This is a genomic window from Ensifer sp. Root31, from assembly GCF_001424825.1.
Lineage (GTDB): Bacteria > Pseudomonadota > Alphaproteobacteria > Rhizobiales > Rhizobiaceae > Ensifer > Ensifer canadensis.
The window spans coordinates 1-17,560 of the sequence record NZ_LMCO01000002.1 but is presented as its reverse complement, the minus strand read 5'-3'; the positions used below and the strand labels follow the sequence as shown (position 1 = coordinate 17,560).

The window sequence follows — 17,560 nt, the reverse complement described above, 5'->3', positions numbered from 1 at the left end:
GCGATTGGCGAATCCACCATGGATTCAACGGGATTTGCAAACGAAGGATTCTATCATATGCGTCGTGTCTCGGCGAGGTTGAGGCAGGTCTTATTTGGCAGGCTCAATGGTCAGAAGCAAAACAAATGTCCTCCGTTATTTGACAGGGACTGGTATCTCGCCGAGTACGCAGATGTAGCTCAGTCGCGGATCGATCCCTGGCGGCACTTCCTTCGCCACGGCGCCACAGAAGGGCGCCACGCCAATCCTTTTTTTGATACCCATTGGTATCTTGAGAATAATCCCGATGTCGCGTCCAGCACAATCAATCCACTGGTTCACTATTGGCGACATGGTGCGCTGGAGGGCCGCGATCCACACCCTGGGTTTTCAACTGGTCTTTATCTTTCGGCATATGGCGATGTAGCCAACGCGGGTTACAACCCGCTTTTCCATTATTTGAAATGGGGCCGCGCGGAAGGACGAGCGATTTGGCCGTCCACGATTGATGGCGATCGTAGCAATGCTATCGATTTACTTGCAGGCTGCGCTGAACTCGATGTGCCGGCCGCGCTGGACGACCTGTTAAAATGCCTTCGACAATCGGAGGCTATGGATATTCAAGACGGTCAGATGCTAGAAAAATACAAGAAGCTTCTTTCGGAAGCGCAAGATATTCTAAAGAAGCGCGGAATGCGCGCAGTGGTCGGCGCGGGAGTCCGGGAGGTTGCCGGAGTGTTGGATCCTAGTGATCTTGGGCCGGCATCGAACACAGGCTGGGTTGAGGAATACCGAAGTATACGTTCGACATTTGGCGACAAAGTCGCTTTGGCGAGTATCTTGCGGCACCTGGCGAATGCCGCTGAGGGGAACCGTCGGCACAGCGCGAGTGCAAATCGTGACAGGCGCGCGGCCCGTTCTGCCAAAAGTGACTATGAATATACTTACGAGCTGACTAAAGAGGACGGTGTCGTCCCCTCGAGGAGACCGCGTAATGATGCAGATTACGCGTTGGAAGTCCCGTTTGGTTTTGATCGGAAAAGTGGTCCCGATCGCACAATAGCAATTGTACTGCATTGCTTCTATCCGGACGTCCTACCGGAAATGCTCCGATATTTCGATAATATCCCGCTTGCAGCAGATATTTTTATATCAACAGATACAGCGGAAAAGCGCGAACAAATCACGGATATCTGCCAGGGATCCTGGCAAAAAGGGACGTTTGAAGTCCGTGTCTTCGAGAATCGCGGGCGTGATATAGCTCCGAAATTCGTGGGTTTCCGTGACGTATATGCGCGATACGAGCTGTTTCTGCATGCTCACAGCAAAAGATCGCCGCATGGCGGTGAACCACTGGCCAGGTGGCGCGATTATTTGCTGGAGAATATCTGTGGCAGCCAAGACATAGTTGAATCGATCCTTACCCTGTTCGACGACGATTCGATTGGCGTGGTCTTTCCGCAACACCTGTTTGAGTTGAGGGGAATATTGAACTGGGGTTATGACTATGACCTCGCACGCGCCCTCTTGGACAGAGTAGGTGTCAAACTCGATAAGGATATGGTGCTGGAGTTCCCTTCGGGATCAATGTTTTGGGGGCGAAGCGAGGCAATCCGTGGGTTGCTTGATCTGGAGCTTGCCTTCGAAGACTTCCCGGAAGAGGCTGGCCAAATCGACGGCACGCTTGCGCATGCGATCGAAAGATCGATGCTTTTTGCTGTTGAAAGTGCAGGATTTGAATGGCGGAAGGTGGTCAAGCGGGATTTGTATGAAAAGCCGGAAACCGTACTCCGCGTGGACAGCCCAACGGATCTGATAAAATGGCGGCACTTTGTATTCCAGCCTGTCTTGACGAGACCCGTGAGCGGGGTGATGCCCAGCGAGCGGGCGATACCAGAAACCCGCGCCATTTTGACCTATCCATCCCGAAATGAGCGGCCTCGTCTGAACTTACTGGTACCAACAGTCAATCCGTCGCAGACGTTCGGAGGGATCTCCACCGCAATTAAGGTATTCGGCGAGATTGCCGACGCGCTTGGATATGACAGGAGGATCGTATCGACATGCGCTCCTGTTCAGGCAGAAGCTGTCGAGCGGTTCTCTGATTATACTCTCACTCCGATGGGGCCGTCCTCAGATACTACGGAGTGGAGCCTAACTGACGTATTTGACAGATCCCAGGGGCGTCTCGATCTAAGGCCTTCCGACGTCTTTGTTGCGACTGCGTGGTGGACGGCGAGATTCGCGTTCGAATTCAATGATATTCGACGAGCGTCGGGAAAAACGCCGCCTCCTGTTATATATCTCATACAGGACGACGAGCCGAATTTTTATGGTTGGTCAAGCAAATGGTCGCTGGCGGAAGCAACATATAAGCGTCCAGATGAAACGATAGCGATCATAAACTCCGAGGAACTGTTCTCAAGCATTACCGAACGGTACCAATTTTCCAAATCGTTCTGCCTGCCATACCAGATGAACGGAACGATCAAGCGGTCGTTGAGGGCGAGCGTTCGCGAGCGGACGATCATTATCTATGGCCGTCCAAGCGTGACACGCAATGCCTTCGAGCTTGTCGTCGACGCATTGTTTCTCTGGCAACAGCGTAATCCAAGCCTAGCGGCGAAGTGGTCCATTGTGAGCCTTGGGGAGGAGTACAGTAGGGATTGGGCACTTCCGGCGCAGAATTTTTCCGTGGTCGGAAAAGCGTCGCTACAGCAGTATGCGGCGTATCTGAGCACCGCGTCCGTGGGAATATCGTTGATGATATCGCCGCACCCGAGTTATCCGCCCTTGGAAATGGCTGAAGCTGGTCTGTTGACAATCGCGAATAACTTTTCGCACAAAAGGCTTGAGGCTCGTTATGGCAACATTCTCCCGGTCGAGATCTTGGAGCCTGCCACGATTGCTGAGAAAATTGAGATTGCGATTTTCCGAGCTGAGAAGGAGATGGTCGGTCAGGTGACGGTTGGTGGTGGATCATCAGCCACTGCCGTGGGTTGTCAGGTTTACGATCCAATTGCTCTCGCAGAGATATACAAAAAGCTCCGGCGCCTCGACGACGGCGCCCTCGCACAGTGCCGAGACTAGCGTGGTTGGCTTCCCGGAAAATCTGGGCATTGCGCAGCGTGGGCGCGTCATTTTCGCGATCATGATGCGTGATATGAGGACGCGTTTTGGCCGCTCGCACGTTGGCTACATGATCGCCATCGCATGGCCGTTGGTCCATCTCAGCGTCCTTGTTTCCATGATGCTTTACGCGAACAGGGTACTGCCGTTCGGAACAGATCCAGCTGTATTTGTCGTCAGCGGCGTCTTGCCGTACATTCTCTGCCTATACCCCGCGCGTTTGATGGGCTATAGCGTGGAGGCGAACAGGGCCTTGTTTCTGTTTCCAGTCGTCAAAGTCTTCGATGTTATTGTGGCCAGGGGCGCGATCGAGTTTCTGACTGCGTTCGTAGTTGCGATTATTTTTTGTGGTGCGCTTTTATCATTCGGCGTTGATATTGTTCCGATAAACTATAGCGCTTGGGCCAGTGGTGTTCTGGCAACTGTGTATTTATCGATCAGTATGGGTATTTTGAATACGGTTATTTCATCTATATTTAAGATGTGGCACGTCGTATTCGTCCTGTTGATGTTTTTCATGTATGCGACCGCCGGTGTTTTCGTCCTGCCGTCGTCATTTTCTCCGGCCGTTAGGGAGCTTATGTGGTATAATCCGCTCCTTCATTGTGTCGAATGGGTTCGATCTTCATATTACGACGGTTATGGCGGCGAAATGCTCTCACAAGAATTCGTTCTTTGGGTTGCCACGACTTGCCTGATGTTGGGGCTGCTCGGGGAAAGGTTTTTGCGAGGCAAGTTGCTCGGCGCATGATTAAATTGATTGACGTCCACAAATATTATAAAACCCGCGGCAGCAAGAAGGTTATTCTTGACAATGTGAGTTACGAATTCCGTGCTGGATTGTCCTACGGTATATTGGGGATAAATGGAGCCGGAAAATCAACAACAATGCGTATGCTGGGAGGGACCGAACTTCCCAATTCGGGAAGAATAAGTCGCTCGGCACGGGTTTCGTGGCCGCTTGGGTTCTCGGCAGGGCTTCATCCTGCGATGACTGGACGGGAGAACGTTCAGTTCGTTGCCCGAATCTATGGCCAAGATCCAAAGCGTGCAGTCGAATTCGTAGAGGATTTTGCTGAAATCGGCGCCTATATAGATGAGCCTTACCGGACGTATTCTTCTGGAATGGCGCAAAGACTGGCGTTCGGCCTTTCGATGTCGATCGACTTCGAATGCTATCTAATAGACGAAGTAACTGCCGTGGGCGATGCAAGATTCCAGGCGCGATGTCACGAGGAATTTGCCAGGCGCAGGGCTCATTCCGACATCATTATGGTGTCGCACTCAATGGAGACGATACGGAGCTACTGCAGCCGTGGCGTTGTGCTTGCGCACGGAGTGCTGCATGAATTCTCGCACGTTGATGATGCGATAGAGCTTTACACAAAGCTGAATCAATGAGGTGCGGCGTGTCCGATGTGGTGGTCCAATCAGAGCGTGCTGAAGAGGTCGACGTAGGCCAGCGTGCACAACGTGTCGCAAAGGCGATATCAATCGAGCTCCGTCGCGCGGCCAGAAAAGCGCGTGTCGTCACCCCCGTCGTCGCTGGGGGCAGCGGCTTTCAAGCGCGCCGAATTGACAAAGTTTTCCGCAACATTGTTTTGTACAGCTTTTTCGTGATTTTTGTTGGCCCGTCAGTTCTTAGCGGCGCCTATCTAAGCTTCTTTGCGGCCGACCAATTTGTGTCCGAAGCGCGCTTCGCGATAAGATCTGGCGACTCATCACCTCTTGAAAGCTTAGCTGGGCTATCGTCAATGATCGATACAGGCGCAGCCCGCGATGGACTAATCGTGGCTGATTACGTCGAGAGCAGTGCTATGATCGATGTTTTGTCAAAGGACTACGATCTTCGCGCCATCTTCGGACCGGGTACGTGGGATCTTTGGGCCGAACTCGACCCGAAAGGCAGCGCCGAAGACCTCCTAGACTACTGGAAATCCCAGGTATCGATTTCGGTTGACCGCGTTTCGGGATTGGTCACTCTGAAACTAAGAACCTTTTCGCCCGACGATAGCCGTTCTTTGATTACTGCAATCATTGATCACTCGGAGGAAATGGTTAACAAACTGACACGCCGCAATGAATCAGATTCGCTCATGCAAGCGCAGCAAGAGTTGGAGCGATCGAAGCGCAGCCTCGAGCTAGCTGTTTCGGCACTGCGCGATGCGCGATCGAAGCTGGGTATTCTCGATGTTTCGGTCGCCGCAAAGGTCTATGGGGACGTGTTGTCCGAACTGCGGCTAGAGCAGACAAAGGTTGAGCAACAAATTTTGGCTTTGCGTAACACCAATTCACAGAGAGCACCGCAGCTTGTTCAATTCCAAGCGCGCAGTCGAGCGATCCAAGACCAGATAGCTTACTATGAAGGGCTGATGGCTGGTGGTGACGGTGCGGGTGTGGAGAAAACACTGGCAGAAAATGCAAAGCTTTTAAGCCAAAACGAAATGGATCAAAAGATAGCTCAGTCTGAGTACACCCTGGCGATGACAGCCTTCGAAAGGGCGCGTATAGCCGCAGAACGCCAGCGTTCTTACTTGCAGACATACATCAGTCCAACAAAAGCCGAAGAATCACTTTACCCTCGGCGGTTGTTGACCTGGATCGTGATTAGTGTCGCGGCATTAATCGGATGGGCGGCCTTCTTCGGGATGGCGATACTTGTGCGCGACAACACCGCTACCTAGGTTGGCAAGATGCAATTCAATATCGACGTCGATTCCGGCGGCACAGTTTGCGGATGGTTGGTACTCGATAATCCGAGTGAAACGCCCGAGTTCAAGATTCTAATTGAAGATGGCCGTGAAGTTAAACTGCGGGCGAATGTCTTCCGCAAAGATTTGTATGATCTGGGGCTCCATGCCACCGGGATGGCCGGCTTTCAGATAGATGAGGCGTTGATCCCGGATCTGCCGAGCTTGGCGTCATTCACCTTGGCGGAGGCGACCACGGGGCTGCCGATCTATCGGCGCTGTGATCCGTCGAAGCATGTTGAGAGCAAAGTCGTTTTGATCGAAACTGGGGCGATGCCTCAGGTCAAGCTCTTACGGGAACTGATGGCGCACTTCTCATTGCAATACCCGATGCTTGATCGGTTCCCGATGGAGACAATTGCTGCCGCGCTCGGCCATCACTATTCGAAGTCGACCGTCGCCTCTGGGCGTATTAACTGGGCTCGATTCTCGGGCATACTGCAATCTAAGGAATTTGTGACTACGGCACTTCTGTCAGAACCCGTCGAAGACCTCGCGGAGCGGTTGCTGTTAATTAAACTTATTAGCCGCCAGCCGATTACATCCTTCTCGCGCGGCCTTTTAGAGCGCTACGAGATACTTGTTCCCGCTGTGGAGGGCATGGACTTGCATGATGAGAAATCTATCCTCAAAGGTCTTCGAGGGTTAAGCCGCGAGCAACGGCATTTGATTAAGTCACCGATGACTGCGACATTTGGTGCGACGCCCGATGAGATCGTTCAGAGGAGAAACGTAAGCATCGCGCTTGACAACCTCGCCCAGGTGGACGCGGTGGGCATCAAGTCACGTTTCGATGATTTTGCCTTTATGGCTAACGGTATTGTTGGTGTGCCCATCTTCCGAGCCGACGCGATTGAGGCGCTTAGTGGTGCTTCCGAGTTGGCGAAGAGCCTCGGGAAGATCGCGCTTGTGGCGGATCTGTTAGATGAGGACATCGCTCTCTATTCTTTCGTGGCGAATGCGATCGCAACGGCGCTCGGGACGACACAAGAGCAAGATATCCACAACGCAAAACACGCCTATATTCAATGAAGAGGGAAGAACAGGAAAAGCACGGCGAATTTGCGCCAAAGCTGCAGGACGATCGTCTTCTTGAGGACCGCCGTACGACTGGACTGTCGCGGAGCATCCAATCGAAGGTTTCCAACGCGCTAAGTGTTGGGGGTCTCGTCAAGCGCCGACCGGCTCCTCATGAAGCTGATAAGGGGGAGGTTTTGGGTGCTTCGGCCAGCGGACGCGGTAGAGGCGCGTTGCTGTCCAGCTTCTTGTTTTGCGTTCTTGTGCCGACCTTCATTGTCTTCGTCTATTCACTGTTTTTCGCATCGGACGTTTTCGTCTCGGAAGCAAAAATTGCCGTTCGGGAGAGTGTTGAGGCGGATGGTTCGTCACAACAATCTTTGGCGTCGACGGCTTCATCGATTTTGAGCAAGGTGGGGCTAACGAAATCAAGTAATACGTTTCAAAATGCGATGATCGTCGTGGATTATGTAAAAAGCCGCGCCGCAGTGGAAGCAGTTGGTGGCCGCGATCGGATGAAAGATATATATGGTCCTTCCGAAGTGGATTGGTTATCCCGCCTGGGACCCTCTGAAGACTTTGAAGATATACTGCATTACTGGAACGAGCAGGTATCAATTAGCCTTGATACGCTGTCGAATATAATAACTCTGCGCGTGCATACGTTTCGACCTGAGAATTCACTAGAATTAACTCAGGATTTAATATCGAGAAGTGAAGCGTTGATCAATCACATCTCGCAGCGCAGCAGACAAGATGCACTCACGCGCGCCAGTGCTGAAGTGGAGAAGAGTACACGTGAGCTGGCGGAAGCACGGACGGCGCTGCTCGATTTTCAACAACGATCCAGTACCATCGACCCTATCGAAAATGCGAAGCAGATCGTAGCTCTCATCTCCCAGTTGACGGCGCGAAAGATAGAAATGGAAAGCCGTCTGGCCGTCGCTGCCGGTGTGGGGAACTCCGAACGCCCTGGCGAAACGTATCTTCGCGCGCAACTCGATGTTGTGGATTCGCAAATTGAGGATCTCAATGGAAAGCTCACCGGAACCGAGAACGCGGGTTCCGTATCTGCTCAACTGAAAGATTACGAATTGCTAAAGCTGCGACAAGAGTTCGCGGAGCAGGTTTTGCTGTTGTCACGCGCAAGCTACGAGGACGCACGCCGGCGGATGGCGCAGCAGCAATTATATGTGGTAACGGTTGTTCCCCCGATGCTGCCGGATGTGGCGCGCTACCCGCGCCCGGCGATTAATGCCGCGCTGATTTTCCTGGCTGCCTTCGTGCTTTGGTCAATCACCGCACTTCTTGTAGCGAATATCAGGGACGGTGCGAACCTTTAACAGTGATCGCTCAACGGCTTGCGGGATTGCTGATCGGAATTGAAGTTGCTATCCAGGGTATATGCTAGCCAACTCGTCAATCGAGATTTGAGCGACTAGGAAGAGTATTTCGGACAAATGACGTTACAGTTCAATAATTCGCTCACTGAAGCACCATATCGCGGTTTCATTGATGAGCTGACTTCCAGTGGAATTAGAGGGTGGATTGCCCGTGGCGATAATGGAACCGTTCATCGACTGTCGGTTGAACTCGATGGTGTCCAGCTCGGGCAAACATCTGTTAATCTGAGCCGACCCGATGTCTCAGCCGCGCTAAATGCGGAGGGCGATTTTGGCTTTGAACTGAGATTCGACCGTTCGGCGATCGTCTCAGGGTTGACGTCCGGAGCGGTGATCGAGCCCAGTCGTTCGAGAAGTGTTTCACTAAGGCTGTTTGCCGACACAAGTCACGTGGATCAGAATGCGGGGGGGGATGCGCTCAGTTCCACTCTGACCATGACATTAACAATGACTTTTGCAGGTTGGCTTGAACATTTTGGCCTGCAGTTGGTGGAGGAAATCTACCAGTCACGTAGGCCTGTCTACGCGCGCATTGCATCAGTAGTTGACCCGACGGGCGCTGATCTTGAGTCTATAGCTCGGGAGCAGGAGCCTGAACTCGTTGCGACATCTTTGATTTGGTCCGAGCACGCTGATTTTGCGGAGTTAACACGTAGAGAGATTGTCGGAAGATACTTCGATGCGGAATACTATCTTCGCCAGTACGAGGATGTTCGCAACGCGGCCGCCGATCCTCTCGAGCACTACCTTCAGCTTGGCTGCAGGGAAAACCGTAACCCGCACCCGCTCTTTGACGCCAAGTTCTATGTTTCGAGTCTCAATCTGCTTGTTGACGATAGCAAGCATCTGGCCGCGTCTGACCCCTTCTATTTCTTCCTGAAATTTGGCGCTCGACTGGACGCTGATCCACACCTCGGTTTCTGGATGGGGTGGTATCGAACCAAGTACCATTTGCCTGCTCGACTGCATCCGTGGATCGATTATATCAGCGGTGGGTGGCATTTCCGGCGTGAACCAAATCCCGGCTTCGATAGCCAGCTATTTCTCGCAAAATTGGGTACTGTCTTAGGGCAACATCAGACGCCCCTCGAGGTCTTCTTTGATAAAAAAGAAGAGAGAGATCTCGTTCCCCATTATTTGTATTGTGATTCTAAGGTTTTTTTCGCGGGCCAAGCTTTCAACAAGAAATCCCTTGATGATTATCTTGCTTTTCTGAACACTCGCCGGTCGCCTTCGGTTCATAACAACGCCGTGTTCGATGCCGTTTACTATCGAAAGAATACAGATGTTGTTGAAATTAGTTCGGGCCATTTGTTGATGCACTACCTCGTGCAAGGTGAGGTCAGCGGATTCAAGCCGAATTATCTTTTCGACCCAACGTGGTATCGTAAAAAGTATCGAATTATCTCAGATGTTAAAGGGCCGTTGCTGGATTACCTAGCCTCCGGCGAGGCAAGGTTACATGATCCCAGCAAGTATTTTTCGACTCGGTACTATCTGGCGATGTACAAAGATGTCGCACTGGCAGGTATGCACTTATTGAAGCACTTTCTGGTTGCAGGCGACATCGAGCGCCGGCGACCTAACAAGCGCTTTGATCCCCGTTGGTATGAGGGGATAGTCAAACTCAGTCCAAGTGAACAGCCATTGCGGCGATTTTTAAGTTCACCCTTCGGTGCTTCTCCCCATCCTGCGGTTCTCGTAAGCGAGAGAGCAAATGCGAGCGAACTTCAGGAGTGGTTGTTTGGTCAGCCCGAAACGGGTGCCGGGAGGCCGCCATTTGGCGTACGGACGGTGTTCGAGATAGGCACTGGCCAATCGGAAGCTGCCGTTTCTCGCATTGATGCGTCATGCCGCTCCATTGATGAATTCGAAGATTCGGTCTCGCACTTCGATGCGTTGAATATTTCCAAACTGCGCATGAATGAGACTATCGTCAGAAGTTACCCCTATTTCGACCTTGCGGCGGCCAATAGGTTGCAACAGGAGGTTCGGCGCCGATACGAGAAAACTACGCCGAGCCAGGATCTCCCCTTGGTTACTGTCATTATGCCGGCAAGAAATCGGCAAACGGTAATTTTGCGAGCTGTTTCATCAGTCATGCAGCAAAGCTACAACAATCTAGAGTTGATCGTTATTGATGACGGCTCGACCGACGCTACCGTCAATTGCCTGGCCACTCTTTCGGACGCCCGTATTAGGCTGATTGAGCAACCGCATTCCGGCGTTTCGGCGGCGAGAAATCGGGGGCTGGAGGCAGCAACGGGGACATACATATTCTACCTTGATACCGATAATTATTGGGAGCCGAGTTTCGTTGAGATCATGATTAAGTCCATGATCGTTGAGAACGTTGATGCCGCGCATGCGGCCCTTCGAATTTACAATGACCGCGGCCAAATTTATTACCGTGGCGACGTCTATGATAAGATGGCCATGGATCGTGAGAATTACATAGACATGAATGTTTTCGGACATCATCGGCGGTTCGTCGATGAAGGCTTCCGATTTGATGAAACACTCACCAGGTGCGTAGATTGGGATCTGATTAGGCGAATTTCTCTGAAATCACCTTCGTACTATGTCGCATTCCCAGGTTGCAACTATGTGGATGATAGCGGTGAGCTGAAGAGAATTACGAACACGGAGCTGGTCGGAGACTTCTACAAGCTATCAATTGCTCAGATGGCCCTCGGTTCCCACGTTACCGGTCAAAAGAAAGAACTTACGCCCAAATACTCAATAATCTGGTCAATACAGTCTGGGGAACATCTATCGAGCGCAGCACAGGTTTGGGAAGCTGTCCGGCATTTATCAATGGGCGAGCACGAGCTTATTATTATCAACAATGCCCTGCCTGATGCTCTGACCTCGCTTCTGGCTGAGCTTTCAAAGTCGGTGCGTGGATTGAGAGTGGTTCACCTTTGGCGGACGTTCATGTTCTTCCCGGCTGGCAACTTAGGTTCAAAATTGGCCTGTTCCGAGAAATTGCTCTTCTGGGACGGCAGGGTTCGGTATGACGGGGACCGCATCGATTCATTTATGTCGAAGCTGAGCTCTGCAGCTGACGTCGAATTTCCAGTCGTGGTCGATGCCGAGGGGAAGACCATCGATGGGATGTTTACCATATCCCATGACGCGTCATGCATTCAGGCTGTTGCTGGCAGGCAAGTTATCGACAAGCGTATCGGGGATGCATCAGGCATTGCCGCGCAACATTTCCCAGTTGCGATTAGAAAGGACGCCTTTGATAGGCTGAACGGCTTCAATTCAAATCTTTGCCTCGACAAGGGACTTGTTGGTTTCGTCCTCTCGTTGTGGCGCGAAAGTGCTCGGAAAGTCGTGATGCACTTTGGCTCGCAGTTCGTCGCCGAACGCGAGAAGAGTGTGTGCGGGACCAGCACCGCTTTGGCGCGGGAACAAGAATGGTTCGCGCAAACGTTCGGTCGGCTGCCTACCATCGAAGTTTCGTTCACGAAAGCGCGACTAAAAGTCGACACACTGCCGCAGAAGTATGTTGTGTCCAACGGATTGCTCGAGGCGGCGGCGATCGCGTTGCCGACATATTCGCGCACCACTCGTTCTGGGTCGCGGGCCGTTCAGATCCGCTGCCCGGCTCCAGCGGGTCAAAATAGTCATGCTTGGGGCGACTATCATTTCGCACTTTCACTCAAGACCTCTTTTGAGCGCCTAGGGCATCGTTGCGAGGTGCGTCTGCGTGATCATTGGGACTATCCTACGTATGACGCAGATATAGTGCTTCATTTGCGGGGAATTGTGGACGTTAAGGCCGTGCCGGGCGCGCTGAATCTTTTGTGGCTCATAAGTCATCCTGATAAACTGCGAGCTTCCGAGCTTGAGGGCATGTCCGGGATTTTCGTCTGCTCGCAGCAATCACAGTTGGACCTCCGGCAACGGTTTGGGGTCCGTTCGACGGTTCTACCGCAAGCGACAGATGCTCGGCGTTTCGCATTTCTGGACAATGCGACGGTGACGCCGATTTCGGAGCGCTTCTTGTTTGTCGGAAACTCGCGGCGGGAGCCGCGCCAGATCGTTCTGGATTCTGTGAAGATGAATCTGCCGCTCGATATTTACGGCCAAGATTGGGAATACTTCGTTGACCGGTCTTATATGCGTGGCGAGCACATCGACAATGCACATCTGCCTCACTGGTATAGATCGGCTTTGTGCGTTTTGAATGATCACTGGCCGAGCATGGCATGCGCGGGGATAATCTCGAACCGATTGTTTGACGTGGTTGCATGCGGCGGCGTTGCAATCACAGATGAGGTTGCCGGGATTGAGCAGATATTCGGTGCGCACGTAAAAGTATATTCGAATGCAGGCGACCTGAAAGATTTGACTGACGGCGTGCACGATTGGATGCCAACAATAGAACAACGGCGTGCGATGAGTGCCGAGCTCTTATCAAATCATTCTTTTGATAGCCGCGCACGCCAGCTCATTGAATATGTGTCCTAAACTTCAATATAGAGATTGCCAATATGGTAGATGTTAAGCCAATCGCATTTTACTTGCCTCAGTTTTATCCTAATGCCGTCAACGATATTAATTGGGGACAGGGTTTTAGCGAATGGCGGAGTGTGGTGAAAGCTAAGCCGTTGTTCGAGGGGCATTTCCAGCCGCGTCTCCCGGGGGCGCTTGGCTTTTACGATCTTCGCAGCCAGGATGTCTTTGAGGAGCAAGCCGATCTGGCCCGAGCTGCTGGCGTTTTCGGCTTTTGTTTTTACTACTATCGAATGGGAAATCGGCGGCTTTTGGAGCGGCCACTTCATTCTTACTTGGAGGCGGGCCGCCCAGATTTTCCATTCATGTATTGTTGGGCTAACGAAAGCTGGACACGTGCATGGGATGGCAAGAGCGATGATTTGCTGCTCGAGCAAGTCTACGATGAGGTCACTAAGCGTGGACTGATTGCGGACCTCGTAGAGGCGACGCAAGATCCTCGGTACATTAGAATCAAGGATAAACCGTTCATTCTTATTTACCAGGTTGAACGAATCCCTGACCGCAAACTGTGGCTTGAAGAACTTCGGCAGGCGATGTGGTCCCGGACTGGACAGGAAGTTACGATAGGCTGCGTCTTCTCGCCGGGTCTCAAGGTGGAAATGTTGCAGGACGTCGATTCCGTCGTACAGTTTCCACCGCACCGCGTCCCTCGCAGTGGCCCGCGAACATTGCTAGACATGAAGACTGTTGAGCCATTCGATACTTCTCGCGGCGATTATTTCGAACCCTATGACGCTATCGTTGAGGCCGCATTAACCCGCGTGAAGGGTTTTGATAGGATGTATCCCGGTGTCACGCCTGACTGGGATAATTCTCCGCGCAGGTCGAAAAATGCGCATGTGGTTATAGGCAGCACCCCAGCCAAGTTTGAATCCTGGGTCCGAAGGGCCAGTGATGTGAGCCGTGAAAAGTTCCAATCTGGCCATATCGACGCGCCGCTTCTGTTCGTCAATGCCTGGAATGAATGGGCTGAGGGTGCCGTGCTGGAGCCGACCGAACTGCTGGGCTCCGCCTACCTTTCGGCGCTAACACATGGTATTTCTTCACAAGCTGCACCTGCATTGTCAACTGAATAAATTCAGGGAGACATTTAACCTGCTGCAGATACCTCGTGAGTTGTGGTTGTGTGCGCCTGCTTTGAACCTTGGAATGTGATCCCACAATGTACGAGCCCTTCGCGAAAATTCTAAAGCATGTGCCAGGCTATAAGTTTGAGATGGTCTTCGACGTTGGAGCTAACGTCGGGAGCCTGACAAAGCAGTTCTATGAGGATTTGCCGCTAGCTAAGATATTGGCGTTCGAACCGGTTCTGTCGACTTTTGACGCAGCTTGCGCGCAAACTGTCGATTGCGATCGGGTGACTGTTCTAAATTTGGCACTCGGGTCATCCGAGGGGACAACGCATATGAGGGTTGGCGATAACTCTGAGATGAATAGAGTAGATCGGCGCGGGGGTGGCCAGATAGTGCGGATGAGCACGATCGATCATATTTGTTCAGGCTATGAAATCACCCGTATCAGCTACCTCAAAATCGATACAGAAGGGCACGACCTAGAGGTTCTGAAAGGTGCGGCGCATATGCTTAGAAACACCGATTTTGTGGAATGCGAGGTCAGTCTCAACAGTTATAATAAATATCATGTTTCGTACGACGAAGTGAATGAGTTTCTGGAACCATTCGGTTTTGGAGTATTTCACTTATTTGAACAGACGATGGAATGGATCGCAAGGGCGCCAATATTACGGCGTGCAAACATAGTCTTTGTCAGCTCCCGAATTTATGGGAATCTTGCGGACGCGAGATAAAATATCTACGCAAATGGTGCTGAAATGATTGTAACCGGCCGATTGTTACCGCGGAGATTTCGCCTTGACGCGAGCGATGAGTTCTTCGTCGTCTACAAAGCTGTCGAGGAAGTCGTTCCATTCCTGAGGTGAGCGGCGAGCGTAGGAGAGCATCTGTTCCAATTCCTCCATGCCGTCGTCTGTYAGAGCGGTGACGGATTCGTCCTCCCCGTTATAGACGCTGATGATGCTGCCGTAGGTCAGGTTATCATCGTTGGAGACGATTGCCCGGAGAAGCTCCGGANAGAGCGGTGACGGATTCGTCCTCCCCGTTATAGACGCTGATGATGCTGCCGTAGGTCAGGTTATCATCGTTGGAGACGATTGCCCGGAGAAGCTCCGGATCCTCGCCGAGAATTTCGGCGACATATTTGAGCGTGCGGACATAGGTGATTGTTGCCATTAGGCTGCCTCGGCGCGGATGGTGGCGACAGGTGACCAATGCCAAGGAAGCAGTTCGTCGAGGCGATTGATCTTGTGATCCTGAATGCGGTCGAGCACGTCGGCGAGATAGGCCTGTGGGTCAATTCCATTCATCTTTGCCGTCTCGATGATCGTCATGGCACGCGCCAGGGTCTCCGCGCCGGTGTCGGCTCCTGCGAAGAGCCAATTGCGTCTTCCGACTCCTATCGGACGCAGGGCGCGCTCAGCGGTATTGTTGTCGATGGCGACACGACCGTCGTCCAGAAACAGGCAGAACGAGGACCACCTGCTCAGGCCATACCGGAAGGCTTGAGCCAAATCGCCCTTGCCTGGAATGCGGGTCAGTTGCGCTTCGGCCCAGACGCGGAATGCTTCGACCTTTGCTTTACTGTGCTTCTGACGTGCGGCAAGGCGGATATCGGCAGGTTGACCGGCAATGTCACGCTCGATGTCGTAAAGCGCGCCGATACGATCGAGAGCCTCGCGTGCGATCTCGGATTTGTTCGATGTCCAGATATCATGGAAGTCGCGGCGCCAATGCGCCCAACAGGCTGCTTCCCGAAAGCGGCGCGAGCCATCTGCTCCAGCTTCATAGAGCTTTCCGTACCCTTTGTAGCCATCGGCCTGAAGGATACCGCTTGCCTGCCGGAGGTGACGATGGACGTGTTCTTGCTTCCAGTCCGGGGCGAAGTAGTAGACCGCCCCAGGCGGGGCAGCACCCGCCCATGGACGTTGATCTCGGACATATGTCCAGATCCTGCCTTTCTTCACGCCTTTACCCAATCCCTTGTCTCGTAGCGAACGATCCAGCACCCGGATCGGGGTGTCGTCGGCATGGAGGAGGTCACTGCCCATGATCGCCGCTTCGATCCGCTCGATTAGCGGCTGGAGCACCTGCATCGCACGACCACACCAATCGACCAGTGTGCTATCGGGGATATCGGCGCCCATGCGGGCGAAGATCTCGTTCAGACGATACAGTGGCAGATGGTCGTCGAACTTGGAGACCAGGATGTACGCCAGAAGACCAGCGCCCGCCATGCTGCCCGGTATCGGACGGCTGGGTGCCGGCAACTGCACCATCTTTTCGCAGCAGCGGCAGGACTTCTTCAATCGAGCGACCTCGATGACCTTCATCTGCGCAGCGATCATGTCGAGGATTTCGCTGACGTCTTCGCCAACAAGGCGCAGTTCACCACCGCATTCGGGGCAACAGGTGCCAGGATCGAGTTCTTTTCGCTCGCGAGCTGCCTTTTCCGATACCCGCGGCCGGCGGCGCGTGACCTTTGCGGGCGCGTCTTGCGAGGCTATCGCCGACCCGGCTTCCTCGGCTTCATAGATCGGCGCCGTCTTGCTCTCCGCCGCAGCGATCAAGAGATCTTCAAGCGCCAGTTCCAGTTGTTGGATTTCCCGCTCGATCTTTTCCGAGGACTTGCCGAAGACCTGTTTCTTCAGCTTGGCGATGCGCAGCCGCAGTTCGCCGATCAATTGGTCGTGCGCCTGCAACGTCGCCGACATCTTCGCATTTTCCGCCTGCAGGGCGGCGATCATCGCCTTCAGGAAGGCCGGATCGTCGGGAAGATTTTGGCTCGCGTTCGACATGATCCTGACTACCATAGGTCAGGACAAGTATCCATAAAAACAAGCAGATTCAGTGAGATAAATCAACCGACACGCGCCGGCGGAGCGCCCCAGTTCGGACGTCGCCAATCAATCCCTTCCCAAAGCATGGCCAGTTGCGCCGTTGTCAGCCGCGCCGTTCCATCGGCTGCTGAAGGCCATGGAAAACGCCCTCTCTGCAAAATTTTGTAATACAGACAGAAGCCCTGGCCGTCAAAATACAGAAGTTTCAGGCGGTCGCCACGCCGTCCCCGAAACGCGAAGACTGCACCTCCCGTCGGCTTCTGGCGTAGCACATCCTGCGCAAGCGCAGCCAAGCCCTCAACTCCTTTGCGCATGTCCGTGATCCCGCAGGCGAGATACACTCGAACACCGGTTCCTGGTCCAATCATGCTGCTTCAACCGCTCGGATGAGCCGAGTCAGGACGGCGGCATCAACGCCACTGTCGAAGCGAAGGCTGCGTCCATAGTTCAACCGCAACTCGATCATTGCAGGCACGCGCGCAACGTCCTCACGCACGAGCGGGGCGCCATGCATGGCGGACGTGTCTACGGCAAGGAAGACCGTATCGGCAGTGGGCGGCAACAAACCCTTCTTCTTCAGCTCATGCCGCCAGGCGTAAATCTGCTGCCGGCTCACATCGTGCCGATGGGCAACCTCAGTCACCGTCGCACCGTCGAGCCCAACCGACATGACGATGTCGAGCTTCTCCTCGTCACCCCAACGCCGCCGCCGTTCCTGACCAAGAATTTCGACACGCATCCCATACCCTCGCCTAAGACACGTCGCTAACGACGTCGCTAAGCACGTGTCTTAGGCCATCAAGGCGCTATCCGGCAGGCGGTGCCAATCGGGCGGTTAC

General features: G+C 53.2%; 12 protein-coding genes and 1 pseudogene. 9 read left to right on the top strand and 4 right to left on the bottom strand.

The window, feature by feature from the left end:
* Window positions 1-18 precede the first annotated feature (18 nt).
* The 9 genes from ASD00_RS02960 (at window position 19) to ASD00_RS02915 (ending at window position 14,615) form a co-directional block, all read left to right on the top strand.
* Window positions 19-3,069 carry a rhamnan synthesis F family protein gene (locus ASD00_RS02960; RefSeq protein WP_156585434.1) on the top strand — a complete coding sequence of 1,017 codons (3,051 nt, stop codon included), beginning with the start codon at window positions 19-21 and terminating at the stop codon, window positions 3,067-3,069.
* A 1-nt stretch (window position 3,070) separates the two neighbouring features.
* Window positions 3,071-3,859: an ABC transporter permease gene (locus tag ASD00_RS02955; protein WP_057204464.1), complete on the top strand. Its 789-nt coding sequence runs from the start codon at window positions 3,071-3,073 to the stop codon at window positions 3,857-3,859.
* Entirely contained in the window at window positions 3,856-4,509 is a 654-nt protein-coding gene (locus tag ASD00_RS02950; RefSeq protein WP_057204462.1) for an ABC transporter ATP-binding protein, read from the top strand. The genes ASD00_RS02955 and ASD00_RS02950 overlap by 4 nt, the downstream gene beginning before the upstream one ends.
* 8 nt (window positions 4,510-4,517) lie before the next feature.
* Entirely contained in the window at window positions 4,518-5,792 is a 1,275-nt protein-coding gene (locus ASD00_RS02945; RefSeq protein WP_156585432.1) for a hypothetical protein, read from the top strand.
* 9 nt (window positions 5,793-5,801) lie between these two features.
* Entirely contained in the window at window positions 5,802-6,890 is a 1,089-nt protein-coding gene (locus tag ASD00_RS02940; RefSeq protein ID WP_057204458.1) for a hypothetical protein, read from the top strand.
* Window positions 6,887-8,218 (top strand): hypothetical protein, encoded by a 1,332-nt coding sequence (locus tag ASD00_RS02935; protein WP_057204455.1) that lies wholly within the window; start codon window positions 6,887-6,889, stop codon window positions 8,216-8,218. The genes ASD00_RS02940 and ASD00_RS02935 overlap by 4 nt, the downstream gene beginning before the upstream one ends.
* 117 nt (window positions 8,219-8,335) lie before the next feature.
* Entirely contained in the window at window positions 8,336-12,760 is a 4,425-nt protein-coding gene (locus ASD00_RS02930) for a glycosyltransferase (RefSeq protein WP_057204453.1), read from the top strand.
* A 23-nt stretch (window positions 12,761-12,783) separates the two neighbouring features.
* On the top strand, window positions 12,784-13,884 hold the full coding sequence (locus ASD00_RS02920; RefSeq protein ID WP_082523425.1) for a glycoside hydrolase family 99-like domain-containing protein: 1,101 nt from the start codon (window positions 12,784-12,786) through the stop codon (window positions 13,882-13,884).
* Window positions 13,885-13,970: 86 nt separating this feature from the next.
* A complete protein-coding gene (locus ASD00_RS02915) occupies window positions 13,971-14,615 on the top strand; it encodes an FkbM family methyltransferase (protein WP_057204448.1) in 645 nt (214 codons plus the stop codon).
* Between the two features lie 45 nt (window positions 14,616-14,660).
* Here ASD00_RS02915 and ASD00_RS41340 read toward each other — a convergent pair.
* The 4 genes and pseudogenes from ASD00_RS41340 to ASD00_RS02900 all read right to left on the bottom strand — a co-directional run.
* Window positions 14,661-14,898 (bottom strand): annotated as a pseudogene (locus tag ASD00_RS41340) (hypothetical protein); the annotation flags it as partial.
* A gap of 158 nt (window positions 14,899-15,056) precedes the next feature.
* Window positions 15,057-16,679, bottom strand: a complete 1,623-nt coding sequence (locus ASD00_RS02905) for an IS66 family transposase (protein ID WP_041692973.1) — start codon at window positions 16,677-16,679, stop codon at window positions 15,057-15,059.
* A gap of 62 nt (window positions 16,680-16,741) precedes the next feature.
* Complete coding sequence (tnpB, locus tag ASD00_RS38210) at window positions 16,742-17,089, bottom strand: IS66 family insertion sequence element accessory protein TnpB (protein WP_008535377.1); 348 nt, start codon at window positions 17,087-17,089, stop codon at window positions 16,742-16,744.
* Window positions 17,086-17,460, bottom strand: a complete 375-nt coding sequence (locus ASD00_RS02900; protein ID WP_025431156.1) for a transposase — start codon at window positions 17,458-17,460, stop codon at window positions 17,086-17,088. The genes tnpB and ASD00_RS02900 overlap by 4 nt, the downstream gene beginning before the upstream one ends.
* Window positions 17,461-17,560 lie beyond the last annotated feature (100 nt).